This window comes from Yersinia bercovieri ATCC 43970, assembly GCF_013282745.1.
In the GTDB taxonomy this organism is placed as follows: Bacteria; Pseudomonadota; Gammaproteobacteria; order Enterobacterales; family Enterobacteriaceae; genus Yersinia; species Yersinia bercovieri.
In genome coordinates, this window is the sequence record NZ_CP054044.1 from 2786159 (window position 1) to 2811094 (window position 24936).

Below are 24936 nucleotides of genomic sequence, written 5' to 3' on the forward strand. Positions count from 1 at the left end.
TTTTAAAACTATAAATAGAAATAGACTTGAATAGATGTTAACCCCTGAGAGGTTATGACTTACTTAGTCGCATTAGCGATTAAATATGCTTGTCACATGAGCGATTAAATATAATCAAAAAACCTCTAAGGGGGGCCATAAGAATATCATGTAAATTCCATTTATGTATCGGTTTAGTACAAAATTCAGGTGCCGGTATATGATCAGGTTTCAGTAGTTGGGCCTGCCCTGTAATGGGAGCCATTACAAGGAGAGCCGAGAGTAAACAACCACATAGCGATATCGATTTTATATATTTCATAATAGTCACCTTTTCTATATTTTATATGCATTGTGTTCATGTTGCGTTCACATTCTAAATATAAAATCCATAGGATTTTTATTAATTCCACTCAAGTCTATTAGGCTCATTTCTGGATGAGCCTAATTAGGTTAGATGAATTTCTTAGCTATTCCACACCCAATGATGGGTATATTCCAAGATGATATAAAATGTATATTCAGCTAGATAGGTGTTTATGACAAATAATATTTTTATTAAATTATTTGTCATAAACACCTATAATAATAGCAATTATTGGTGATAGGTTTCCAGGAAGCGTCCCAGTTTGCCAACCGCCATTTCCAGTTCGTCCACGCGGGGTAAGGTTACAATCCGCACATGATCCGGGTATGGCCAGTTAAAGGCGCTGCCTTGTACCAGCAACACTTTCTCTTGTAACAGCAGATCCAATACCAGCTTCTGGTCATCTTTCAGGTTAAAACGCTTCTGATCAATACGCGGGAACATATAGAGCGCCCCCTGAGGTTTCACGCAGGAAACGCCAGGGATTTGGTTGATTAACTCCCAGGCGCGATCGCGCTGTTCGTACAAACGCCCACCCGGCTGAATAAACTCGCTGATGCTCTGATAGCCGCCCAGTGCCGTTTGAATCGCATGTTGCATCGGCACGTTGGCACACAGCCGCATTGACGCCAGCATTTCCAAGCCTTCGATATAACCTTTGGCGTGCTTCTTCGGCCCATTCAACACCATCCAGCCCTGACGGAAACCGGCAACACGGTAAGTCTTGGACAAACCATTGAAGGTGACGGTCAGTAAATCAGGTGCCAGCGCCGCAATAGAGTGATGCTGCGCTTCGTCATATAAAATCTTATCGTAGATCTCATCGGCGAAAATAATCAGGTCGTTCTGGCGGGCGATTTCGACAATCTCCAGTAACAACTCTTTGCTGTATACCGCGCCGGTCGGGTTGTTCGGGTTGATAATCACAATCCCACGGGTGCGCGGGGTGATTTTGCTGCGGATATCATCCAAATCAGGGAACCAGCCTGACTCTTCATCACACATATAGTGCACGGCTTTACCGCTTGAAAGCGAAACCGCCGCTGTCCATAACGGGTAGTCCGGTGCTGGCACTAACATTTCATCGCCGATGTTCAACAATGCCTGCATGGATTGCACGATCAGCTCAGAAACACCGTTCCCAATGTAGATATCCTCGACTGTCAGGTCGCGCACATCACGGGCCTGATAGTGCTGCATAATGGCTTTGCGCGCCGAAAATAGGCCTTTGGAGTCGCAATAGCCTTGTGCTGTTGGCAAATTACGGATCACATCCACCAGAATTTCATCTGGTGCATCGAAACCAAACGGGGCAGGGTTGCCGATGTTCAGTTTCAGAACCTTATTACCCTCCTCTTCAAGACGCTTAGCTTCTTTTAGCACGGGGCCACGAATGTCGTAACAAACGTTGTCCAGTTTGTTGGATTTCTCAATAGGGGACATAAAAAATTGAGCCTTTTTCTGGTAAAAGCGTGTCCTCAGCGTGGAACACTGCAAGGCATTTAATGTACTCCGACGCCGCTGCTTTTTGAAGTTCTATGCACATCTTTAGTGCGAATGGCTGTTTTTATTTCAAATGAGGGTTGGCCGAAAGCGGGGAGTGACATTAATGGTGTTTTACCGTTATACCCTTGCCAGTTATGCGTGATTGATGAATTTATCTGAAGTTTTATCCTGGCCGATTTGGATACACACAATAGTTAACAAAAAAATAGCTTTTACAGGGTAAAGGGGATTCTCTTCGCGACAAAGCGTTGTCGTTATAGTGGTTAATCCTCTTCATTGATGTTGCCTTTTAAAGGCAAGAGTCTCAATTCAACAGTTTATATCATCATACATATTCTTACAGTGTGGGTTAGCATAAATTTGTAAATAGGAAAACTATTAAGAATAATTAATGTTAACTTTGAGATTCTTAATGGTTATCAAACGTTATTGCTTGAATTTCCTCAGTTAGATAAAAAAAGCACAGAGTAATACATTGAGATTTTTTGATATTATTTCAGTTTTAGGGCCTTGGTCTTTTAATTAAAATGGGTTTCTAACTCTTATAATCAATCTTGAATAGTGAGATTACTGAAGCAGAAAAATCTTCAGTAATCGAAGATTTAGTGGTTTTTTATGAGCCTATTCACAAACAACTGCATAACTTAGCCAATAGTTTTTTTTAAAAAGAGATAGCGGTAACGAAATATAAGTAAATTTTTTGCCCTACTCTAATGAGTGGGGTACTGTCATACTTAGCGTTGTCCCTTATTGATGGCGCTAATACTTAAACACCAGGGTAGTTTGTAATTAGAATTCAAAAAAGTGAAGAATACACTATGACAAATGCAAATCGTCCGATAATTAATCTCGACCTCGATCTGCTTAGAACCTTTGTAGCTGTTGCTGACTTGAATACTTTCGCCTCTGCTGCTGCAGCGGTTTGTCGAACTCAGTCAGCGGTTAGCCAACAAATGCAACGGTTAGAACAGTTAGTTGGTAAGGAGTTATTTGCCCGTCATGGGCGTAACAAATTACTCACTGAACATGGTCTCCAGTTACTCGGCTATGCCAGAAAAATTTTACGTTTTAACGATGAAGCCTGTACGTCACTCATGTACAGCAATATAGAAGGGTCGCTCGTTATTGGTGCATCTGATGATACTGCCGATACGCTGTTACCCTTTTTGCTGAACCGGGTGGCGACGCTATATCCTCGGTTGGCGATAGATGTGCGGGTAAAACGCAGCCCGCTTATCGCCGATATGCTAAATACTAGCGAGGTGAATCTGGCTATTACGACGGCTAAGGTTGACACTCATCCTCATGTAATTTTGAGAACATCACCGACACTTTGGTACTGTTCCGCCGACTATCAGTTTCAGCCCGGCGAGTCAGTTCCCTTAGTGGTGATGGATGAGCCAAGCCCTTTCCGTGATATGGCAATAGAGCATCTCACCAAAGCGGGTATTGCATGGCGGATAGCCTATGTTGCCTCTTCGCTTTCTGCCATTCGAGCGGCAGTTAGGGCAGGGCTGGGGGTGACCGCCAGACCGATAGAGATGATGAGTCCTGATTTACGGGTGCTGGGTGAAACAGAAGGGCTACCTCGCCTGCCTGAAACTCACTATTCACTTTGTAAAAGTAGTCAGTGTGACAATGAATTGGCATTAGCCATTTTCGATGCCATGCAGACGGGCCATCAACATGGTTTACAGTCTGACTCAGATCGGGTTCTGGATTCTGATTATCTAATAGACGATATAAGTTAAGAGTTCAACACAAACATTATATTATAAGCCCCTAATTTTAGGGGCTTTTTAATTTTATTGATAATAAAAATCAGATTTATTCCTGTCTCATATTAATTTCATGCTCAGAACGTCGTTTTATTTACTTATGGCTGTTTATTGGCATCAGAAAAATGGCGTTAACGAAAGATAAATGTAATTAATATTCATTCTCATTTATTGGCGAATTAATTTAATCGGAACGCTGTTTCATTATTAATAAATATTAAAGTGCAACTTTTCATAGTGAATATTTATTAAATAACACTTAAAACGTGTTCTGGATCAAAAAAATACCCCTAGCTAGTGAGTGGAAGAACCGGTTATTCCTGAGACAATGGTATAGTTAATGTGAACTATACTGGTTGGCTTATATGTGTATGTTCTGGTTTAACAAATTACTGACTCGATTTAGCTTACAAGTCCGCACCAAATGTTAACTAAGATCGTGCAATTGTAAATTAATCTGTAGTTACTTTTGTCTAAGTTGACAAAAGGTTACTGAAAGGAGTAAAAAGCCCACAGTAAAACACTGGCTAAACAGTTGTAAAGACAGTGTGTTTTGTGTGGTTTTTATCCTTCCCTTTGAATCGATGTGGTGCACTAACTGCCAATACAAGAGCAGGATGTCCGACACCACTTTTGATGAGTAAGCAATGCGTATGTCAACAACCACTGAAGTTATCGCTCATCATTGGGCGTTCGCTGTATTCCTGATTGGCGCAATCGGACTGTGCGGTTTGATGCTGTTGGGTGCGTTCTTCCTGGGTGGGAGAGCTCGGGCCCGCGCCAAAAACGTCCCCTATGAGTCTGGTATTGACTCGGTAGGTTCAGCGCGGATGCGCTTATCTGCCAAGTTTTACCTGGTCGCCATGTTTTTCGTTATTTTCGATGTTGAAGCCCTGTACCTGTATGCGTGGTCAATCTCAATTCGTGAGAGCGGCTGGGTAGGCTTTATCGAAGCAACCATTTTCATTTTGGTGCTTTTGGCTGGTTTGGTTTATCTGGTGCGTATCGGCGCTCTAGATTGGACTCCTGTGCGCTCTAATCGCCGCGTGAGCAAACCGAGCATAGTCAAATACGCCAGCAGTCATCCAGATATACGCCAATAAATACAGCGAGGCATTAACATGGACTATACGCTCACCCGCATAGACCCTAACGGTGAGAACGACCGTTACCCCCTGCAAACTCAGGAAACCGTCAGCGGCGATCCTCTCGAGCAACATGTCCACCGTAGTGTTTACATGGGTAAACTTGAGAACGCCATGCATGACATGGTGAACTGGGGGCGTAAGAACTCTCTTTGGCCATATAACTTCGGCCTCTCTTGCTGTTATGTCGAGATGGTGACCTCGTTCACTGCGGTACATGACGTGGCACGTTTTGGTGCCGAAGTCCTGCGTGCTTCTCCGCGTCAGGCCGACTTCATGGTGGTGGCCGGTACGTGCTTCACCAAAATGGCCCCAGTTATCCAGCGTCTGTATGAACAGATGCTCGAGCCAAAATGGGTTATCTCCATGGGGGCCTGTGCCAACTCAGGCGGCATGTACGATATCTACTCCGTGGTACAAGGCGTGGATAAATTCCTACCCGTAGACGTCTATATTCCTGGTTGTCCACCGCGCCCGGAAGCTTATATGCAAGCACTGTTATTGCTACAGGAGTCTATTGGTAAAGAGCGCCGTCCTCTCTCTTGGGTTGTGGGTGATCAAGGTGTTTACCGCGCCAATATGCAGCCAGAAAGAGAACGTAAGCATGCTGAACGAATTGCAGTAACTAACTTGCGTACACCTGACGAGATCTAACCCGACTTTCGGTGTTGGATTTTTTGTGCGTAAGTGATTTGTTTTTGGATGGAACCGTTTTTATCCAGAACATGTGTGCGGCAAATGACCACAAAATGACACATTCAGTGTGGTGAAAAAACAGTGTGGTGAATAAATAATGACCGATTTAACGACGTCCGACAGCACCCAGCCAGCATGGCAGACCAGCTCACATCTTGATGATCCGGTGATTGGTGAACTGTCGAACCGTTTTGGGCCTGAGGCCTTTGTTGTTCAAGCGACCCGTACCGGTATGCCCGTGGTATGGGTGAAGCGTGAACAATTGCTGGAAATAATGTCGTTCTTAAGAAAACAGCCTAAACCCTATGTCATGCTGTTTGACTTACATGGTGTGGATGAGCGCCTGCGTACTCACCGCCAGGGTCTTCCTGAAGCGGATTTTTCTGTTTTCTATCATCTGCTCTCCATCGAACGCAACCGCGACATTATGTTGAAAGTGGCACTGTCTGAAAAAGAGTTACACGTGCCCACAGCGACCAAAATTTTTCCTAATGCCAACTGGTATGAGCGGGAAACTTGGGAAATGTTCGGTATTACCTTTGATGGCCATCCACATCTGACGCGCATCATGATGCCGCAGAGCTGGGAAGGTCACCCGCTACGTAAAGATTATCCAGCTCGTGCTACCGAGTTCGATCCCTTTGTGCTGACTAAGCAGAAAGAGGATCTGGAGATGGAGTCACTGACCTTCAAACCGGAAGATTGGGGTATGAAGCGCGGGACCGAAAATGAGGACTTTATGTTCCTTAACCTTGGCCCGAACCACCCCTCTTCACACGGTGCGTTCCGTATCGTGTTGCAGCTTGATGGTGAAGAAATTGTCGATTGCGTGCCGGATGTGGGCTATCACCACCGTGGCGCGGAAAAGATGGGCGAGCGCCAATCATGGCACAGCTATATTCCGTACACCGACCGCATCGAGTACCTCGGCGGCTGCGTCAACGAAATGCCATACGTATTGGCAGTGGAAAAACTGGCGGGTATCAAAGTGCCAGAGCGGGTCGACACCATTCGCGTGATGTTATCCGAACTCTTCCGCATCAACAGTCACTTACTCTACATCAGTACCTTTATCCAAGACGTTGGCGCCATGACGCCGGTGTTCTTCGCCTTTACCGACCGTCAGAAAGTGTACGATTTGGTGGAAGCGATTACCGGTTTCCGTATGCATCCGGCCTGGTTCCGGATTGGTGGCGTGGCACATGACCTGCCGCGTGGCTGGGATCGTCTGCTACGTGACTTCCTCGACTGGATGCCAAAACGTCTGGACTCCTACGTCAAAGCGGCGTTGCAGAACAGCATCCTGAAAGGGCGTTCTGTAGGTGTCGCTGCCTATAATTCTAAAGAGGCGTTGGAGTGGGGCGTTACCGGTGCTGGTTTGCGGGCGACGGGTGTTGAGTTTGACGTGCGTAAATGGCGTCCATATTCCGGTTATGAAAACTTCGATTTTGAAGTGCCGATCGGTAATAACGGCGACTGCTATGACCGCGTGATGTTGAAAGTGGAGGAGTTGCGTCAAAGCCTGCGCATTCTCGAGCAGTGTTATAAAAACATGCCAGAGGGGCCATTCAAGGCTGACCACCCACTGACCACACCGCCGCCGAAAGAGCGCACGCTTCAACATATCGAAACGCTGATCACCCACTTCCTGCAAGTATCATGGGGCCCGGTGATGCCAGCCAACGAATCATTCCAGATGGTTGAAGCGACCAAAGGGATCAACAGCTACTATCTGACCAGTGACGCCAGCACCATGAGCTATCGCACCCGGATACGTACACCAAGCTATGCCCATTTGCAGCAGATCCCATCGGTTATCCGTGGCAGCCTGGTATCTGACTTGATTGTCTATCTGGGCAGTATCGATTTTGTAATGTCTGATGTGGACCGCTAATTATGAGTGACCAAAAAGATACTCAGGTGAGTAACGAAAGCCAAAATGTGGTGGATCAGGCAGTCAATGCGGCTGAACCGGCGACCACCACTGACGTTTTCGAGTTGAGTGCTGAAGAACGTGATGCTATCGAACATGAAAAGCACCATTACGAAGATGCCCGCGCCGCGTCAATCGAAGCACTGAAAATCGTGCAGAAAGGGCGTGGCTGGGTGCCGGATGGGGCGATTCACGCCATTGCTGAAGTGCTGGGTATCCCGGCCAGTGATGTTGAAGGGGTCGCCACATTCTACAGCCAGATCTTCCGCCAACCGGTAGGGCGTCATGTGATCCGCTACTGTGACAGTGTGGTGTGCCATATCACCGGTTATCAGGGGATTCAGGCCGCGATTTCGAAGAAACTCAGCATTCAGCCGGGCCAAACCACCTTTGATGGCCGTTTTACACTGCTGCCAACCTGCTGTTTAGGTAACTGCGATCGTGGCCCCACCATGATGATTGACGACGATACCCACAGCTACCTGAAACCTGAAGATATCGAGAAGTTACTGGAGCAATATCCATGACAGCTAACTCAGGTATTACCAAAGCCACGGGGTTTAATAAAGAGATTATCCGGACACCGGAGATGCACCCGCTGACCTGGCGTTTGCGTGATGACAAACAGCCAGTGTGGCTGGATGAATATCGCAGCAAAACCGGTTACCTGGGCGCTGAAAAAGCCTTAAAAGGCATGGCACCACCTGATGTTGTTAACTTAGTCAAAGACGCGGGTTTGAAAGGCCGTGGCGGTGCAGGTTTCTCCACAGGTTTGAAGTGGAGCTTGATGCCGAAAGACGAAAGCATGAACATCCGCTATCTGCTGTGCAATGCCGATGAGATGGAGCCGGGCACCTATAAAGACCGCTTGCTGATGGAGCAATTGCCGCATCTGCTGGTGGAGGGGATGCTGATCAGCGCCTTTGCGCTGAAAGCCTATCGTGGCTACATCTTCCTGCGTGGCGAATATATCGAAGCGGCGGTGAATTTGCGCCGCGCTATTGCCGAGGCAACCGAAGCCGGCTTGCTGGGTAAAAACATCATGGGCAGCGGCTTTGATTTTGAGCTGATAGTCCATACCGGTGCTGGCCGCTATATCTGCGGTGAAGAGACCGCGCTGATTAACTCGCTGGAAGGCCGCCGCGCCAACCCACGTTCCAAGCCACCGTTCCCCGCTTCTTCGGGTGTTTGGGGTAAGCCGACGTGCGTGAATAACGTGGAAACCCTGTGTAACGTGCCCGCCATTCTTGAGCATGGTGTTGAGTGGTATCAGGGGATCACTGCCGGTAAGAGTAACGATGCCGGGACCAAACTGATGGGCTTCTCTGGCCGGGTGAAAAACCCAGGTCTGTGGGAGCTACCCTTTGGTATCACCGCCCGTGAAATTCTGGAAGATTACGCCGGTGGCATGCGCGATGGCTTGAAATTCAAAGCCTGGCAGCCGGGCGGGGCGGGCACTGACTTCCTGACCGCCGACCATCTGGATCTGCCGATGGACTTCGAGAATATCGCCAAAGCAGGTAGCCGTTTAGGCACCGCGCTGGCGATGGCGGTAGACCACGAAATTGGCATGGTGCCACTGGTGCGCAATCTGGAAGAGTTCTTTGCCCGCGAATCCTGTGGCTGGTGTACCCCTTGCCGCGATGGTTTGCCATGGAGCGTGAAGATCCTGCGCGCACTGGAGCGCGGCGAAGGTCAGCCGGGCGATATTGAGACACTAGAGCAGCTGTGCCGCTTCTTAGGGCCAGGCAAAACTTTCTGTGCTCACGCGCCGGGCGCGGTTGAACCACTACAAAGCGCGATCAAATATTTCCGGGAAGAGTTCGAAGCCGGGATCGCAGCTAAGGACTATGGCAACACCCGAGCCATAGCCGGTATTCAACCGAACCTACTTAAAGCGCGCTGGTAGCATAGATGCCCTTGCGGTTTGCCGTAGGGGCCAGAATTTTTGATTAACGCTTGTAAATGAACCGCCTTAATGTCGTCGTGCAGACATTAAATCGGCTTATGCACAAGTCACTTGGAAGCATGCATATGGCTACGATTCATGTAGACGGCAAAGAATACGACGTAAACGGGGCCGACAACCTGTTACAAGCTTGTCTCTCCCTGGGACTCGATATTCCTTACTTTTGCTGGCATCCGGCGCTGGGAAGCGTCGGCGCTTGCCGCCAATGTGCGGTAAAGCAATACCAAAACGCCGATGATACCCGTGGGCGTTTGGTCATGTCCTGTATGACCCCGGCCACTGATGGAACCTTTATTTCCATTGATGACGGCGAAGCCAAAGCGTTCCGTGAGAGTGTGGTTGAATGGTTGATGACTAACCACCCGCACGATTGCCCGGTCTGTGAAGAGGGGGGTAACTGTCACCTGCAAGATATGACAGTGATGACCGGACACAGTTTCCGCCGCTATCGCTTCAGTAAACGTACTCACCAGAATCAGGATCTCGGCCCATTCATCTCCCATGAAATGAACCGCTGTATCGCCTGTTATCGCTGTGTGCGCTACTACAAAGATTATGCTGATGGCACAGACCTAGGTGTCTACGGTGCCCATGATAACGTCTACTTTGGTCGTACTGAGAGCGGCACGCTGGAAAGCGAGTTCTCCGGTAACCTGGTAGAGGTGTGCCCGACCGGCGTATTTACCGATAAAACCCACTCCGAGCGCTATAACCGTAAATGGGATATGCAGTTCGCGCCCAGTATCTGCCAGCAGTGCAGTGTGGGGTGTAACACCAGCCCAGGCGAACGCTATGGTGAATTGCGCCGTATTGAAAACCGCTATAACGGCAGCGTGAACCACTACTTTATGTGTGACCGCGGCCGCTTTGGTTACGGCTACGTCAACCGCAAAGACCGCCCACGTCAGCCGCAGCAACTGCGTGGCAATGACTGGATCCACCTCAACGCCGAACAGGCGATGCAGGGGGCGGCGGATATTCTGCGTCAGGCGAAAAAAACCATCGGTATCGGTTCACCACGCGCCAGTTTGGAAAGCAACTTCGCGCTACGTGAGTTGGTGGGTGCGGAGAACTTCTACACCGGTATCGCCGCAGGTGAGCAACAGCGCCTGCAATTGATGCTTAAAGTGCTGCGCGAAGGTGGAGTTTACACGCCGTCACTGCGTGAGATTGAGAGCTACGATGCGGTGCTGATTCTGGGTGAAGACCTGACCCAGACTGGCGCGCGTATTGCGCTCTCAGTTCGTCAAGCGGTGAAAGGCAAAGCCCGCGAAATGGCGGCGGCACAAAAAGTGGCCGACTGGCAGATTGCCGCCATCATGAATATTGGTCAGCACGCGAAACATCCGCTGTTTATCACCAATGTGGATAACACCCGCATGGATGATATCGCGGCATGGAACTATCGTGCGCCCGTGGACGATCAAGCCCGTTTAGGCTTCGCCATCGCCCACGCGCTGGATGACTCTGCGCCTGCGGTTGATGATTTGGCGAAAGAGCTGAAAGGCAAAGTGGATATTATTGTGCAGGCGCTGGCCGGGGCGAGAAAACCACTCATCATTACCGGTAGCAGTGCAGGTAGTGATGCCATCATTGAAGCGGCAGCCAACGTGGCGAAAGCCCTGAAAGGCCGTGGCGCTGATGTCGGCATCACCTTTGTTGCCAGTGCCGCTAACAGCATGGGTTTGACCATGATGGGGGGCGGTTCACTGGATCAAGCACTGGCGCAGTTGTCCAGCGGTGAAGCCGATACCGCCATCGTGATGGAGAATGACCTCTATCGCCATGGGGCGAAAGATAAAGTGGACGCCGCGCTGGAGAAAACCACCAATCTGATTGTGGTGGATCATCAACGCACCGCGATTATGGATAGAGCCAGCTTGATTCTGTCTGCCGCCAGCTTCGCTGAAAGCGACGGTACACTGGTCAATCAGGAGGGCCGCGCTCAGCGCTTCTTCCAGGTTTATGATCCCACCTATTACGACGACCCGAAAAAACCAGAAAGCCGCAGCATCATGCTGGAGAGCTGGCGTTGGCTGCACTCGCTGCACTCAACCTATACCAGCCGTCATGTGGACTGGACCCAGTTGGATCACGTGATCCAAGCTTGTGTGGCGGCATTGCCACAGCTGGAAGGGATGGTTGCCGCCGCACCGGATGCGACTTTCCGCATTCGTGGGCAGAAACTGGCCCGTTCACCTATCCGTTACAGTGGCCGTACCGCGATGCGCGCAGATATCAGTGTGCACGAACCGCGTCAGCCGCAGGATATCGACACGCCGTTTGCCTTCTCAATGGAGGGGAACAACAGCCCACTGGCTGATCGTCAGCAGATCCCATTTGCCTGGGCGCCGGGCTGGAACTCACCGCAAGCATGGAACAAATTCCAGGCGGAAGTGGGTGGCAACCTGCGCTTTGGTGATCCGGGTGTGCGTCTGATTGAAGCAGGGGAGGGTACACTCGGCTACTTTGATTCCGTGCCGGCGGCCTTTACTGCCGATGCCGAAAGCTGGCAGATTGCCCCTTATTACCATCTGTTTGGTAGTGAAGAGATGTCCCAACGCGCGGATGTGATTCAACAACGGATGCCAGAGCCTTATGTGATGGTCAATCCAGCCGATGCGGCGCAGTTAGGGGTTAACCTCGGTACGCTGGTGGAGTTCAACTGTGCGGGCCAAACTTTGCGCTTGCCAGTGCGCTTGAGTGAAACCTTGGCTCAAGGTCAGGTCGGCTTGCCGCTTGGCTTACCGGGTATTCCGCCAATTATGGTGGGTGCGCGCGTTGAGAATCTGCGGGAGGCAGGATTATGAGCTGGTTTACCCCTGAATTGATTGAGATTTTAATCTCTGTCCTGAAAGCGGTGGTGATTCTGTTGGTGGTAGTGACCTGTGGCGCATTTATGAGCTTCGGTGAACGCCGTCTGCTGGGCCTGTTCCAGAACCGTTACGGGCCAAACCGTGTCGGTTGGGGCGGGTCACTGCAACTGGTCGCTGACATGATCAAAATGTTCTTCAAAGAGGACTGGGTACCGAAGTTCTCCGACCGGGCTATCTTTACTCTGGCACCGGTGATTGCTTTTACTTCGCTGCTACTCTCTTTCGCCATCGTCCCGGTCAGCCCGACCTGGGCGGTTGCGGATCTCAATATCGGCATTTTATTCTTCCTGATGATGGCGGGGCTGGCGGTTTACGCCGTGCTGTTCGCCGGTTGGTCTAGTAATAACAAATACTCTCTGTTAGGGGCGATGCGTGCTTCGGCGCAGACCCTGAGCTATGAAGTGTTCCTCGGCTTATCCTTGATGGGTGTCGTGGCACAGGCTGGCTCGTTTAACATGCAGGATATTGTTAACTCTCAGGAGCAGGTCTGGAATGTGATCCCGCAATTCTTTGGTTTCCTGACCTTTGCCATTGCAGGTGTTGCCGTCTGTCACCGTCATCCCTTTGACCAGCCAGAAGCGGAACAAGAGTTGGCTGATGGTTACCACATTGAATATTCCGGCATGAAATTCGGTCTGTTCTTCGTCGGTGAATACATTGGTATCGTGACCGTCTCTGCGCTAATCGTCACCTTGTTCTTCGGGGGGTGGCAAGGCCCGTTCTTGCCGCCATTTATCTGGTTTGCGCTGAAAACGGCCTTCTTCATGGTGATGTTCATTCTGATCCGTGCCTCCTTGCCGCGCCCACGTTATGACCAGGTGATGTCATTCGGCTGGAAAGTTTGCCTGCCGTTGACCCTGCTGAATCTGCTGGCGACTGCCGCGGTCATTTTGTACAACGCTCAATAAGGGGTGAATGAACCATGACGTTGAAAGAGTTAGTGGTTGGTTTCGGCACCCAAGTGCGCAGCCTGTGGATGATTGGCCTTCATGCCTTCCACAAGCGCGAAACCCAAATGTATCCGGAAGAGCCGGTTTATCTGCCACCGCGCTACCGTGGCCGCATTGTGCTGACGCGCGATCCGGACGGTGAAGAGCGCTGCGTGGCCTGTAACTTGTGCGCCGTCGCCTGCCCTGTGGGCTGTATCTCTTTGCAAAAAGCAGAGCATAAAGATGGCCGCTGGTATCCGGAGTTCTTCCGCATCAACTTCTCCCGCTGCATTTTCTGTGGTTTGTGTGAAGAGGCTTGCCCGACAACCGCTATCCAGCTGACGCCGGATTTCGAAATGGGCGAGTTTAAGCGTCAGGATCTGGTGTATGAGAAAGAGGATTTGTTGATCTCGGGTCCGGGTAAGTATCCGGAATATAACTTCTACCGGATGTCCGGTATGGCGGTTGACGGTAAGCCGAAAGGCGAAGCCGAAAATGAAGCCAAACCGATCGACGTTAAAGGTCTGATGCCTTAGGAGCCAGCTTCCATGGAATTTGCATTTTATATTGCAGCATTGGTGGCAGTGGTGGCGACTATTCGCGTTATCACTCATACCAACCCGGTACATGCGCTGCTGTACCTGATTATTTCGTTACTGGCTATCTCAGCGGTGTTCTTCTCGCTGGGAGCTTACTTTGCTGGTGCGCTGGAGATCATTGTTTACGCGGGGGCCATTATGGTGCTGTTCGTGTTTGTGGTGATGATGCTGAACCTGGGCAATGTCGAGCAACAAGAGCGCGACTGGCTGAAACCGACCCTATGGATAGGCCCCGGCTTACTGGCGCTGGTGCTGCTGTCGGTATTGATCTATGCCATTAGCTCGGTCACAGACTCCGGTATCAGCGGCGAAATGGTCGATGCCAAAGCGGTGGGTATCAGCCTGTTTGGCCCTTATGTGTTGGCGGTTGAACTGGCGTCAATGCTGCTATTGGCCGGTCTGGTGGTTGCTTTCCATATCGGACGTGAGCATAAGCCGGGCGAAGTGCTGGGCGCGAGCGAATCAGCGAAAAGAAAAACGGAGGAACAAGCATGATCCCTCTACAACATGGCCTGATTCTGGCGGCCATCCTGTTTGTGCTAGGGCTAACGGGGTTGCTGATCCGTCGCAACCTGCTGTTTATGCTGATAAGCCTTGAAGTGATGATCAATGCCGCCGCGCTCGCTTTCGTGGTGGCGGGCAGTTATTGGGGGCAGGCTGACGGTCAGGTGATGTATATCCTGGCGATCACGCTGGCGGCAGCGGAGGCCAGTATTGGTCTGGCACTGCTGCTACAGCTGTATCGTCGCCGTCATACTCTGAATATCGATACAGTCAGTGAGATGCGCGGATGAACCTACTATTTTTAACAATTCTGCTGCCACTGCTGGGCTTCTTGCTGCTGGCATTCTCCCGTGGGCGCTGGTCTGAAAATACCTCGGCCACTGTCGGGGTGGGTTCGATTGGTCTGACGGCGCTGGTGACACTCTATGTGGCGGTGGACTTCCTCAGCCAAAAGGCCACTGGGGTACAGGTGTTTAACCAAACACTGTGGAACTGGATGTCGGTCGGCACCTTCAACATTCCGTTGACCCTGACGCTGGATGGCTTGTCGCTCACCATGTTGTCGGTGGTGACTGGCGTGGGCTTCCTGATCCACATGTATGCCTCCTGGTATATGCGTGGGGAGGAGGGCTACTCCCGCTTCTTCGCCTACACCAACCTGTTTATCGCGAGCATGGTAGTGCTGGTGCTGGCGGATAACCTGATGCTGATGTATCTGGGCTGGGAAGGCGTGGGGCTGTGCAGTTACCTGCTGATTGGTTTCTACTACACCAATCCGGCTAACGGCGCGGCGGCGATGAAAGCCTTTATCGTGACCCGCGTGGGTGACGTGTTCCTGGCTATCGCGCTGTTCATTCTGTACCAAGAGCTGGGCACGCTGAACATTCGTGAGCTGATGATTCTGGCGCCGCAAAAACTGGAGATGGGCGGAACCGCCATTACCTGGGCGACGCTAATGCTGCTCGGTGGTGCGGTCGGTAAATCGGCGCAGTTGCCGTTACAAACCTGGCTGGCAGATGCAATGGCTGGCCCGACACCGGTTTCCGCGCTGATCCATGCGGCCACCATGGTCACTGCGGGTGTGTATCTGATTGCCCGTACCCACGGTCTGTTCCTGATGGCACCCGAAGTGCTACATCTGGTGGGGATTATCGGGGCGGTCACCTTAGTGCTGGCGGGTTTCGCGGCACTGGTACAAACCGATATCAAACGGGTGCTGGCCTACTCCACCATGAGCCAAATTGGCTACATGTTCCTGGCGCTGGGCGTGCAGGCGTGGGATGCGGCTATCTTCCATCTGATGACCCATGCTTTCTTTAAAGCACTGCTGTTCCTCTCTTCCGGTTCAGTGATTCTGGCCTGTCACCACGAGCAAAATATTTTCAAAATGGGTGGGTTACGTAAAACCATTCCATTGGTCTATATCTGCTTCCTGGTGGGCGGCGCGGCGCTGGCAGCACTGCCAATCGTCACCGCCGGCTTCTACAGTAAAGACGAAATTCTGTGGGGCGCATTGGCCAGTGGCCATATCAATCTGATGGTCGCCGGGCTGGTTGGGGCACTCCTCACGGCGCTCTACACCTTCCGTATGATCTTCATTGTGTTCCACGGCGAGCCAAAAACCAAAGCGCATCCGGTCAAAGGGATCACCCACAACCTGCCGCTGATAGTGTTGCTGGTGCTGTCGACCTTTGTTGGCGCGCTGATAACACCACCGCTGGCGGGCGTGTTGCCAGAGCTTCACTTTGGTGAAGAGGGCAAAATGCCGCTGGAAATCTTCTCCGGTGTGCTGGTGGTGGTGGGTATTGCGTTGGCAGCAATGCTGTATCTGGGCAAACGTCAGTTGGTCAATAGCATCGCGCAAAGTGCGCCGGGCCGCTTCTTTACGCTCTGGTGGTTCCACGCGTGGGGCTTCGACTGGTTGTACCATAATGTATTTGTTCGCCCGTATCTGTGGATTGCAAAACTGCTACAACGTGATCCGCTGAACTCACTGATGAATACCCCGGCGATACTTTCGCGCTGGAGTAATCGTGGTCTGACCGTCAGTGAAAATGGACAGGTGCGTTGGTATGTCGCGTCTATGGGTTTGGGTGCAGTCGTCGTACTGGCTCTGTTGCTTTTCGTTTAATTAGGGACACAAAACGCCATGCTATTACCTTGGCTAATTCTTCTCCCCTTTATCGGCGGTCTGCTGTCTTGGCAGTGTGAGCGCTTCGGGACTAAAGTACCGCGTTGGATAGCGCTGTTCGCGATGGGGCTGACATTGGTGCTCTCCCTGCTATTGTGGGGGCAGGGCAACTATTCGCTGGTTAATCCAGCGGGTATCCCGCAGTGGCAGTCGGAGTTCACCCTGCCGTGGATCCCACGGTTCGGCATTGAGTTCCATCTGGCACTGGATGGCCTATCACTGCTGATGGTGGTGCTGACGGGGTTGCTCGGTGCTTTGGCTATCCTCTGTTCGTGGCGTGAAATTCAGCGCAATCAGGGCTTCTTCTACCTGAATCTATTGTGGATCCTGGGTGGGGTTATCGGCGTGTTCCTCGCCATCGACATGTTCCTATTCTTCTTCTTCTGGGAGATGATGTTGGTGCCGATGTACTTCCTGATCGCCTTGTGGGGCCACAAAGCATCAGACGGTAAAACTCGCATCGCGGCGGCAACCAAATTCTTCATCTATACCCAAGCCAGCGGCCTGATTATGTTGATTGCCATTCTGGGGCTGGTGTTTGTGCACTACAAAGCCACGGGTGTCTGGACATTCAACTACGAAAATCTGCTGAAAACGCCGATGTCCCATAATGTGGAATATCTGCTGATGCTGGGCTTCTTTATCGCCTTCGCGGTCAAAATGCCGGTAGTACCACTGCATGGCTGGTTGCCTGATGCGCACAGTCAGGCCCCAACAGCGGGTTCTGTTGACTTAGCCGGGATTTTGCTGAAAACGGCGGCCTACGGTTTGCTGCGTTTCAGCTTGCCACTGTTCCCGAATGCATCCGCTGAGTTCGCGCCGATTGCCATGTGGTTAGGTGTTGTCGGCATCTTCTACGGTGCATGGATGGCCTTCTGCCAGACCGACATCAAGCGCCTGATTGCTTACACCAGCGTGTCACACATGGGCTTTGTGTTGATTGCCATCTACACCGGCAGCCAACTGGCCTATCAGGGGGCGGTTATCCAGATGATTGCTCACGGCCTATCAGCCGCCGGTATGTTCATCATCTGTGGCCAGTTGTATGAGCGCCTGCATACCCGTGATATGCGCCAGATGGGCGGCCTGTGGGGGCGGATTAAATATTTGCCAGCACTGTCGCTGTTCTTCGCGGTAGCCACTCTGGGGATGCCGGGTACTGGTAACTTCGTCGGCGAATTTATGATTCTGTTCGGCAGCTTCCAGGTCGTTCCGGTGATCACCGTGATCTCTACTTTTGGGCTGGTTTTTGCTTCGGTTTACGCGCTTATCATGATGCAACGTGCCTATTACGGTGCGCCAAAATCAGAAGAGGCGTTACCGGGTATGAGTGCAAGGGAACTCTCTATCATCCTGCTGTTAGTGGTGTTACTGGTGCTGCTCGGGGTTTACCCGCAGCCGATTCTCGACACCTCCCATGCTGCGATGAGCAATGTACAGCAGTGGTTCAATGCTTCATCAATTACAACTACAAGGCCGTAATTCGCCATGACAATAACTCCTCAACAACTGATCGCAATGCTACCGCTGTTGATCGTCGGATTGACGGTGGTGGTTGTGATGCTCTCCATTGCGTGGCGACGCGATCACTTTATCAACGCCACCCTGACGGTCATCGGGCTAAACCTGGCGCTGCTCTCCCTCTATTTCGTCGGGCAGGTAGGGCCAATGGATGTCACTCCGCTGATGCGGGTTGACGGCTATGCCATGTTCTATACCGGGTTGGTGATTGTTGCCAGTCTGGCGACCAGCACCTTTGCCTATCCGTGGCTAAATGGCTATCCGGATAACCGCGAAGAGTTCTACCTGCTGGTGCTAATTGCCACCATGGGGGGCATTCTGCTGGCGAGTGCTAACCATTTGGCGTCGCTATTTTTGGGTATTGAACTTATCTCGCTGCCGCTGTTCGGGCTGATTGGTTATGCCTATCGCCAGAAGCGTTCACTGGAAGCCAGCATCAAATATATGCTGCTCTCTGCGGCGGCGTCGTCATTCCTGCTGTTTGGTATGGCGCTGCTATATGCTGAGTCTGGTAGCTTATCTTTCGCCGGTTTGGGCAAGAGCCTGAGTGACTCCACTATCCACCAGCCGCTGATCCTGGCAGGCCTCGGGATGATGATTGTTGGTCTTGGCTTTAAGCTATCACTGGTGCCGTTCCAACTCTGGACGCCAGATGTTTATCAGGGTGCACCTGCTCCGGTATCCACCTTCCTGGCCACCGCCAGCAAGATTGCCATCTTTGCGGTGGTGATGCGCCTGTTCCTGTATGCGCCAGCCGCCGACAGTGAAGCGGTGCGCTTAGTGCTCTCCTTGATTGCCGTGGCGTCGATTCTGTTTGGTAACTTGATGGCAATCAGCCAGACCAACATCAAGCGCCTGCTGGGTTACTCCTCTATCGCGCACCTTGGCTACTTGCTGATTGCGCTGGTGGCGGTGCAGACCCATCAGCTGGCACTGGAAACCGTCGGCGTCTATCTGGCCGGTTACCTGTTCAGCAGCCTGGGTGCCTTTGGTGTCGTCAGCCTGATGTCCAGCCCGTACAAAGGCCCGGATGCGGAGTCCCTGTTCTCTTATCGCGGGTTGTTCTGGCATAAGCCCATTCTCTCTGCGGTGATGACAGTGATGATGCTGTCACTGGCGGGTATCCCCATGACACTGGGCTTTATCGGCAAATTCTTTGTGGTGGCAATGGGTGTCAGCGCCAACCTGTGGTGGTTGACCGGTGCCGTGGTTTTGGGCAGTGCCATTGGTCTGTACTACTATCTGCGCGTGACGGTGAGTTTGTACCTCAGTGCGCCGGAAAAATTGGTGCGTGATACACCAAACAACTGGGCATTGACTGCCGGTGGTGTGGTGGTGCTGATTTCCGCGATTTTGGTGCTGTTCCTGGGTATCTACCCGCAGCCATTGATTTCGCTGGTGCAGTTGGCGCAACCGCTAATGTAACCATCGTTAACTCGGTAATTCCAACCCCCTGTCAGCAAAACTGGCAGGGGGTTTTGTTTTATATGGGTTTCTAAGTTGATAAAAGGTGGAATAAACAATAGAGCAATCCGTGTTCTATTTTTCTGTATTCATTGGTGATTTAAGTCACGTTTTTGATGAAACTATAGTAATAACTTGGTTGTTAATGTGATCTGAGTTGATAAAAAAGGTATGAATTCAGGTAAACTGCGCGACTTTCGCTCAATACACGTTTCGTTTAACACTTTCGCGCAGGTAAATGCTGATGAACATTATTCTGATGATTGCCATTACCACCGGCATTCTCTCAGGTATCTGGGGTTGGGTTGCGGTCAGCCTGGGGCTTATCAGTTGGGCCGGTTTTCTGGGCTGTACCGCCTATTTCGCCTGCCCGCAAGGTGGCTTGAAAGGGTTGCTGATTACCCTGTTAACCTGCCTGAGTGGGGTATTTTGGGCGATGATGATTATTCAGGGTAGTGCCTTGCAGCCAGAGTGGGCGATCCTCGGCTATGTGCTGACCGGTATGGTGGCGTTTTTGATGTGCATTCAGGCTTGCCAACAGTGGCTATCTTTCGTCCCCGGCACCTTTATCGGTGCTTGCGCGACCTTTGCCGGTAATGGCAATTGGAAGTTAGTGACAGCTTCACTGTTGGTTGGCGTGGTGTTTGGTTATGGGATGAAGAACAGTGGCTTGTGGCTGGCGGCGAGAAGAGAGCGCCAAGGGAGCAGCCCCTTGGAACCCTCGGTGAGCATAGATGCTGATTAGGGCGGTAGCGAAACTTCCGCCTCCAATCACAACAACACCAAATCAGATAAGGTGATTCGCCACTTTAACCACAATCTTGCGCAGTGGTGCAACTTCCCCCAGCGTCCCCATTGGGCGATGCAACTCGCCGGGGAACAATAGGGCGATATCACCGGGGGCCAGTGTTAACAAGGTTTCTGTACTGATCCTCTCAAACAGACCGAAATCCCGCTCACTATCAAAATCCATGGTCGGGCGCTGGCCTTGAGCAGAGGGCGAAGCACCAATCACCTCGCTACCCTCCAGCAGAATATGAATATCAATATAGTAGCGATGCAATTCAGGTGCCTGTTCATACAGTGGTTTGGATGCCGCAATAATATGATTTAGGTAAATTTCACGCCCCTCAATCTCTTGCTCGCCCGCAGGCAGATTAGCTAAATCCATCTGGCTGATGGTTGCCAATGTCCGGCGGATTGCATCCGGATAGAGCGGGTTATTCACCGCGCTTTTCAGTTCATCAAGTATCATAACTACTCCTCTAGGCTTCGGTGGCCCGCGCTTATGCGCAATGACTCACGCTATTTTCATCTGCCAGCGCGGCAATACAGAGTTCAACCACCCCAGCTACATCAGGCGAAATATCGATTTGGATGACATCTGGTTCGCTGGCCCCAGGGGCTTCCAATGTCGCGAACTGGCTCTTTAACAGGCTCTCTGGCATAAAATGCCCGGCGCGTTGCTGCATTCTGTGCAGCACTAAATCGTAATCACCGGTCAGCCACAAAAAACGGATGCCGTGGTTCCCTTCGCGCAGACGGTCACGATACTGTTTTTTCAGTGCCGAACAGACCAAAAAACCCACTTCATTCTTTTGTTGCAAGCTATAGGCCACGTCACTTAGCCGCTCCAGCCAGGGGGCGCGGTCTTGATCATTTAGCGGCTGCCCTGATGCCATTTTTTGAATATTGGCGCGGGGATGCAGGTCATCGCCATCAATAAATTTGGCGTTAAGGGCCTGCGCCAGCGCCTGACCCACACAGGATTTACCTGTGCCGGAGACACCCATGACAATAATGCATTTACCAGACATATCTTTCCTCTGTGCCTATCAGACTGCGACTAACATGCCGCCATCAACAAACAGTAGATGACCATTAACGAAATCAGAGGCTTTGGATGACAGATACACCGCAGCACCAATTAGCTCTTCCGGGTTCCCCCAGCGGGCCGCTGGCGTACGTTTGCACAACCAATCAGTAAAGGCTTGATCGTCGACTAGCGCTTTTGTCATCTCGGTTTTGAAATAACCAGGGGCGATACCATTGACCTGAATGTTGTAACGGGCCAGCTCGACACACATACCGCGAGTCAGCATTTTGACCGCGCCTTTAGAGGCGGCATAAGGTGTGATAGTGTCGCGACCTAATTCACTTTGCATGGAGCAAATATTGATAATTTTGCCACGTTGGCGCTTAACCATATAACGGGAGACCGCTTGTGAAACCAAAAATACTGATTTCTGGTTTACGGCAATAACATCATCCCAATCTTTTTCTGGGAATTCAGTAAAAGCATGGCGGCGTTGAATACCGGCATTATTAATTAAAATATCAATAGCGCCAATACTGCTCTCTATTTGTGCGATGGCCTCATTAACTGCATCATGATCAGTTACATTAAAGGCCGCTGCATGAGCAACAAATCCACTAGCACGTAATTCTGCAACGGCTTTTTCTGCCCGCTCGGCGGTGATATCATTAATAATGATTTCCGCACCAAATTCGGCCAACCCTTTTGCCAATAAAAATCCGATGCCTTGTGCTGAACCTGTAATCAATACTTTGCGTTTTTCTAACGAAAATAGATTTTTCATTTTAATTCCTAATGGCGCTAATCAAGCGACATGTAAAATAGATGTCACGAGTGATGACTGCTGAGTGAATACAGTAATAAATTCAATTTCGGCAATAAGATCACAAATAATAAAGTTGTTATTATTCCCTAATATTGCTTTAAGCTGATGGAAATCCAATTAGCGGTATTCCCAATTAAATTGACCGTCTGAAAACATGTCTCTATCAGAACGTTTTCTGCTGTAGCAAACTGTGATGCAGATCACTTTAAATCATGTTACGACAACTTGTTACCGCTTACGTGAGCAATATCGCCTTGAGGATAGAAAAAGAGCGCCGTTAGCAGAGGCTTTGCCCATTTCATTAACAGCTTGCAGATTAACTTATTGATAATAAAATAACTTAATAATGATCAGCATGGTTGTTATGGCATATTTAACCGGTAACATGCTTTTCATTACACCAGCTAACAGTGCATAATCACGTTACCCATCCCGCACCTTTGCTCCAGGTATTTGCCATGAAAAACCAGCGTGTTACGTTACAGGATATCGCGTTACTTGCCGGCGTGACCAAAATGACCGTCAGTCGCTATTTGCGTACGCCGGAAAAAGTGGCAGCAGAAACCGGTGAGCGCATTGCCCAGGTGATGGCTGAAGTTAACTACAGTGCTGATTCTGAAGGGGAAACGGCTGTTAATCAAAAAAGTCCACGGATAGGAATCTTGGTGCCCTCCTTTAATAACCAGATTTTCTCCGATTTATTAGCCGGTATTGAGTCAGTGACGGCCGCCAGTGGTTACCAGACACTGGTGGTTAACTATAACTACAGTAAAGAGCGTGAAGAGGAGCAGATTATTAATCTACTCTCCTGCCAGATTTCCGGCTTAATACTCACGGACTCGGAACATACCTTACGCGCTGATAAATATCTGAATGCTTCAGAAATTCCAATTGCACAAGTGATGGATCTGGAGCCACAATTTAATCGCATCACCGTCGGGTTCAATAATTATCAGGCCGCCTACGATATGACCGCAACACTGCTCGCCAGTGGAAAACAGAATATTGTCTATTTCGGTTCCATGTCTGATATGCGTGATCGCAAGCGTTATCAAGGTTATAGCCAGGCAATGAGTGATGCAGGTTTCACGCCATTACATATTACCCCCAATAAAGTCTCTTCGGTCTCCATTGGGGCCGGGATGTTGGCATTGGCACGACAAATGTATCCGCAGATCGATGCTATTTTCTGTACCAATGATGATATGGCGGTGGGGGTGTTACAAGAGTGCTTAAAATTGGGCATGGCGATACCTGCGGCAATGGCAATTTCCGGTTTTCATGGGTTAGATATTGGTCAGGCAACCACGCCGGTGCTGGCCAGTGTCACCACGCCACGTTTTGAAATGGGTAAAGTTGCCGCTGAGATTTTGATTAAAAAAATTAAGAAAATCCCGACAATTGAACAGGTTGACCTGCATTATCGGATTTCCCTTGGTGGCACTATTTAAGCTTTCAGCTATCTCTGCACGGATGGTCACCCCTCATTTGCTGCTATTGTTTGCTGCAATGGCAGTCACTCACTCCCCATACTCTCCCTTGCTGTTACCTGATTCCCGCCATAACAAATTACCGCAGCTGATAACATTTCAGTAAATGCCTTACATAAATGATTAACGCTCATTTGATTAGCTGAAACAATTCAGCTCGAACAATGATAGCTGGCTCACGTTACCGGTAACATGTTTTCTTAACATGATTTACAGTGACCCACATCACAAAATAAAACATTGAAAACAGGTCTCATAACGACATTCGCTGAATGGCTGCATCATCCGATGATGACCTCTCGCCATTCTGGTTTCTTTGATTTATTGACAGGTCAGGTACTCGTAATGAAAAACAGCACGCAATCCAGCTCGAAACAAGCCGTATTAATCATCGCCCCAGTAATGGACTATCTGACGGAAAAATTGGAACAAAACTTCACTGTTCACAAACTCTTCCAGATGGCGGATCACGCGCAGTTCCTGGCTGAGCAGGGCAAGAATATTAAAGGTATTGTGACCCGTGGTGATATTGGCGTGACCAACGAAGTTCTGGCGTTATTACCTGAAGTGGAGATTATCTCAATCTTCGGTGTCGGAACTGATGCGGTTGATCTGGATTATACCCGTGAGCGCAAAATCATTGTGACCACCACGCCGGGTGTGCTGACAGATGATGTGGCTGACACCGCACTGGGGCTGATTATTGCTACCTCGCGCCGCTTATGTCAGGCCGATAAATTCCTGCGCGCGGGTCAGTGGCCACACAGCAGTTTGCCATTAGCATCCAAAGTGACCGGTAAACGCCTGGGGATATTTGGTATGGGGCGTATTGGTCAAGCTATTGCCCGCCGTGCCGCTGGCTTCGATATGCCAATTGCCTATACCGATAGGGTACAGATTGAGAGTCTGCCATATCAATATGTGCCAGATTTAATCACCCTGGCGCAACAGAGCGATATTCTGGTAGTGGCAATATCGGGTGGGAAAGAGAGTGCCGGTCTGGTCGATAAAGCTATTTTTGCGGCGATGCCCAATGATGGGATGCTGATCAATATTGCCCGTGGCAGCATGGTTAATCAGGATGATTTAATTCATGCGCTGCAACAGCAAGATATTGGTGGTGCGGGTCTGGATGTATTTGCCGATGAGCCAAATGTGCCACAGGCATTAATTGAGATGGATAATGTCGTATTACTGCCCCATATCGCCAGCGCCACAAAAGAGACGCGCATTCAAATGAGCGATATTGTGTTCTCTAATATTCATGCTCATTTCTCGGGTCAACCAGCACCAACGGCCATCACTTATTAAAAATTAAGTCATAGCAATAATAACAACATTTTGTGA

General features: G+C 50.3%; 21 protein-coding genes. 17 read left to right on the forward strand and 4 right to left on the reverse strand.

Annotated elements, in window-relative coordinates:
* Window positions 1-574 precede the first annotated feature (574 nt).
* Complete coding sequence (locus tag HRK25_RS12610; protein ID WP_005276404.1) at window positions 575-1789, reverse strand: pyridoxal phosphate-dependent aminotransferase; 1215 nt, start codon at window positions 1787-1789, stop codon at window positions 575-577.
* An 881-nt stretch (window positions 1790-2670) separates the two neighbouring features.
* On the opposite strand from HRK25_RS12610, the gene rovM reads away from it, so the two are divergent.
* The 15 genes from rovM to HRK25_RS12685 all read left to right on the forward strand — a co-directional run bounded on the left by rovM (window position 2671) and on the right by HRK25_RS12685 (window position 20202).
* The gene (rovM, locus tag HRK25_RS12615) at window positions 2671-3603 is read left to right on the forward strand and encodes a virulence transcriptional regulator RovM (protein ID WP_005276400.1); all 933 of its coding nucleotides are present in this window, start codon (window positions 2671-2673) and stop codon (window positions 3601-3603) included.
* A 674-nt stretch (window positions 3604-4277) separates the two neighbouring features.
* A complete protein-coding gene (gene nuoA, locus HRK25_RS12620) occupies window positions 4278-4733 on the forward strand; it encodes an NADH-quinone oxidoreductase subunit NuoA (RefSeq protein ID WP_032898292.1) in 456 nt (151 codons plus the stop codon).
* An 18-nt stretch (window positions 4734-4751) separates the two neighbouring features.
* Window positions 4752-5429, forward strand: coding sequence for a NuoB/complex I 20 kDa subunit family protein (locus tag HRK25_RS12625; RefSeq protein ID WP_002210278.1), 678 nt, complete (start codon window positions 4752-4754; stop codon window positions 5427-5429).
* 139 nt (window positions 5430-5568) lie between these two features.
* Window positions 5569-7365 (forward strand): NADH-quinone oxidoreductase subunit C/D, encoded by a 1797-nt coding sequence (gene nuoC / locus HRK25_RS12630; RefSeq protein WP_005276396.1) that lies wholly within the window; start codon window positions 5569-5571, stop codon window positions 7363-7365.
* Between the two features lie 2 nt (window positions 7366-7367).
* On the forward strand, window positions 7368-7931 hold the full coding sequence (nuoE, locus tag HRK25_RS12635) for an NADH-quinone oxidoreductase subunit NuoE (RefSeq protein ID WP_005276394.1): 564 nt from the start codon (window positions 7368-7370) through the stop codon (window positions 7929-7931).
* Entirely contained in the window at window positions 7928-9313 is a 1386-nt protein-coding gene (nuoF, locus tag HRK25_RS12640) for an NADH-quinone oxidoreductase subunit NuoF (protein ID WP_071984921.1), read from the forward strand. The genes nuoE and nuoF overlap by 4 nt, the downstream gene beginning before the upstream one ends.
* A 125-nt stretch (window positions 9314-9438) precedes the next feature.
* Complete coding sequence (gene nuoG, locus HRK25_RS12645) at window positions 9439-12183, forward strand: NADH-quinone oxidoreductase subunit NuoG (protein WP_032898291.1); 2745 nt, start codon at window positions 9439-9441, stop codon at window positions 12181-12183.
* Window positions 12180-13157, forward strand: a complete 978-nt coding sequence (gene nuoH / locus HRK25_RS12650; protein ID WP_032898290.1) for an NADH-quinone oxidoreductase subunit NuoH — start codon at window positions 12180-12182, stop codon at window positions 13155-13157. The genes nuoG and nuoH overlap by 4 nt, the downstream gene beginning before the upstream one ends.
* A 14-nt stretch (window positions 13158-13171) precedes the next feature.
* Window positions 13172-13714, forward strand: coding sequence for an NADH-quinone oxidoreductase subunit NuoI (gene nuoI, locus HRK25_RS12655; RefSeq protein ID WP_004391656.1), 543 nt, complete (start codon window positions 13172-13174; stop codon window positions 13712-13714).
* Window positions 13715-13726: 12 nt separating this feature from the next.
* On the forward strand, window positions 13727-14272 hold the full coding sequence (nuoJ, locus tag HRK25_RS12660) for an NADH-quinone oxidoreductase subunit J (RefSeq protein ID WP_005276386.1): 546 nt from the start codon (window positions 13727-13729) through the stop codon (window positions 14270-14272).
* The gene (gene nuoK / locus HRK25_RS12665; protein ID WP_032815102.1) at window positions 14269-14571 is read left to right on the forward strand and encodes an NADH-quinone oxidoreductase subunit NuoK; all 303 of its coding nucleotides are present in this window, start codon (window positions 14269-14271) and stop codon (window positions 14569-14571) included. Before nuoJ ends, nuoK begins: the two co-directional genes overlap by 4 nt.
* Complete coding sequence (gene nuoL, locus HRK25_RS12670) at window positions 14568-16412, forward strand: NADH-quinone oxidoreductase subunit L (protein ID WP_032898289.1); 1845 nt, start codon at window positions 14568-14570, stop codon at window positions 16410-16412. The genes nuoK and nuoL overlap by 4 nt, the downstream gene beginning before the upstream one ends.
* A gap of 18 nt (window positions 16413-16430) precedes the next feature.
* Complete coding sequence (gene nuoM, locus HRK25_RS12675) at window positions 16431-17954, forward strand: NADH-quinone oxidoreductase subunit M (RefSeq protein ID WP_005276382.1); 1524 nt, start codon at window positions 16431-16433, stop codon at window positions 17952-17954.
* Window positions 17955-17960: 6 nt separating this feature from the next.
* Complete coding sequence (gene nuoN, locus HRK25_RS12680) at window positions 17961-19418, forward strand: NADH-quinone oxidoreductase subunit NuoN (RefSeq protein WP_032898288.1); 1458 nt, start codon at window positions 17961-17963, stop codon at window positions 19416-19418.
* 283 nt (window positions 19419-19701) lie between these two features.
* Complete coding sequence (locus HRK25_RS12685; RefSeq protein ID WP_032898286.1) at window positions 19702-20202, forward strand: DUF1097 domain-containing protein; 501 nt, start codon at window positions 19702-19704, stop codon at window positions 20200-20202.
* A gap of 42 nt (window positions 20203-20244) precedes the next feature.
* Here HRK25_RS12685 and HRK25_RS12690 read toward each other — a convergent pair whose 3' ends face one another.
* From HRK25_RS12690 to idnO, 3 genes are read right to left on the reverse strand one after another with little or no spacing between them, the layout of a single operon-like run.
* Window positions 20245-20712: a NanQ anomerase/TabA/YiaL family protein gene (locus HRK25_RS12690; RefSeq protein ID WP_005276377.1), complete on the reverse strand. Its 468-nt coding sequence runs from the start codon at window positions 20710-20712 to the stop codon at window positions 20245-20247.
* 31 nt (window positions 20713-20743) lie between these two features.
* Window positions 20744-21274 (reverse strand): gluconokinase, encoded by a 531-nt coding sequence (locus tag HRK25_RS12695; RefSeq protein ID WP_005276376.1) that lies wholly within the window; start codon window positions 21272-21274, stop codon window positions 20744-20746.
* Between the two features lie 18 nt (window positions 21275-21292).
* Window positions 21293-22057 carry a gluconate 5-dehydrogenase gene (gene idnO, locus HRK25_RS12700; protein WP_005276374.1) on the reverse strand — a complete coding sequence of 255 codons (765 nt, stop codon included), beginning with the start codon at window positions 22055-22057 and terminating at the stop codon, window positions 21293-21295.
* A gap of 500 nt (window positions 22058-22557) precedes the next feature.
* Here idnO and HRK25_RS12705 point away from each other — a divergent pair, with 500 nt between their 5' ends.
* Together HRK25_RS12705 and HRK25_RS12710 are read left to right on the forward strand one after the other, a co-directional pair.
* A complete protein-coding gene (locus HRK25_RS12705; protein WP_005276369.1) occupies window positions 22558-23550 on the forward strand; it encodes a substrate-binding domain-containing protein in 993 nt (330 codons plus the stop codon).
* A gap of 384 nt (window positions 23551-23934) precedes the next feature.
* Window positions 23935-24900 carry a 2-hydroxyacid dehydrogenase gene (locus tag HRK25_RS12710; RefSeq protein ID WP_032898285.1) on the forward strand — a complete coding sequence of 322 codons (966 nt, stop codon included), beginning with the start codon at window positions 23935-23937 and terminating at the stop codon, window positions 24898-24900.
* Window positions 24901-24936: the final 36 nt, after the last annotated feature.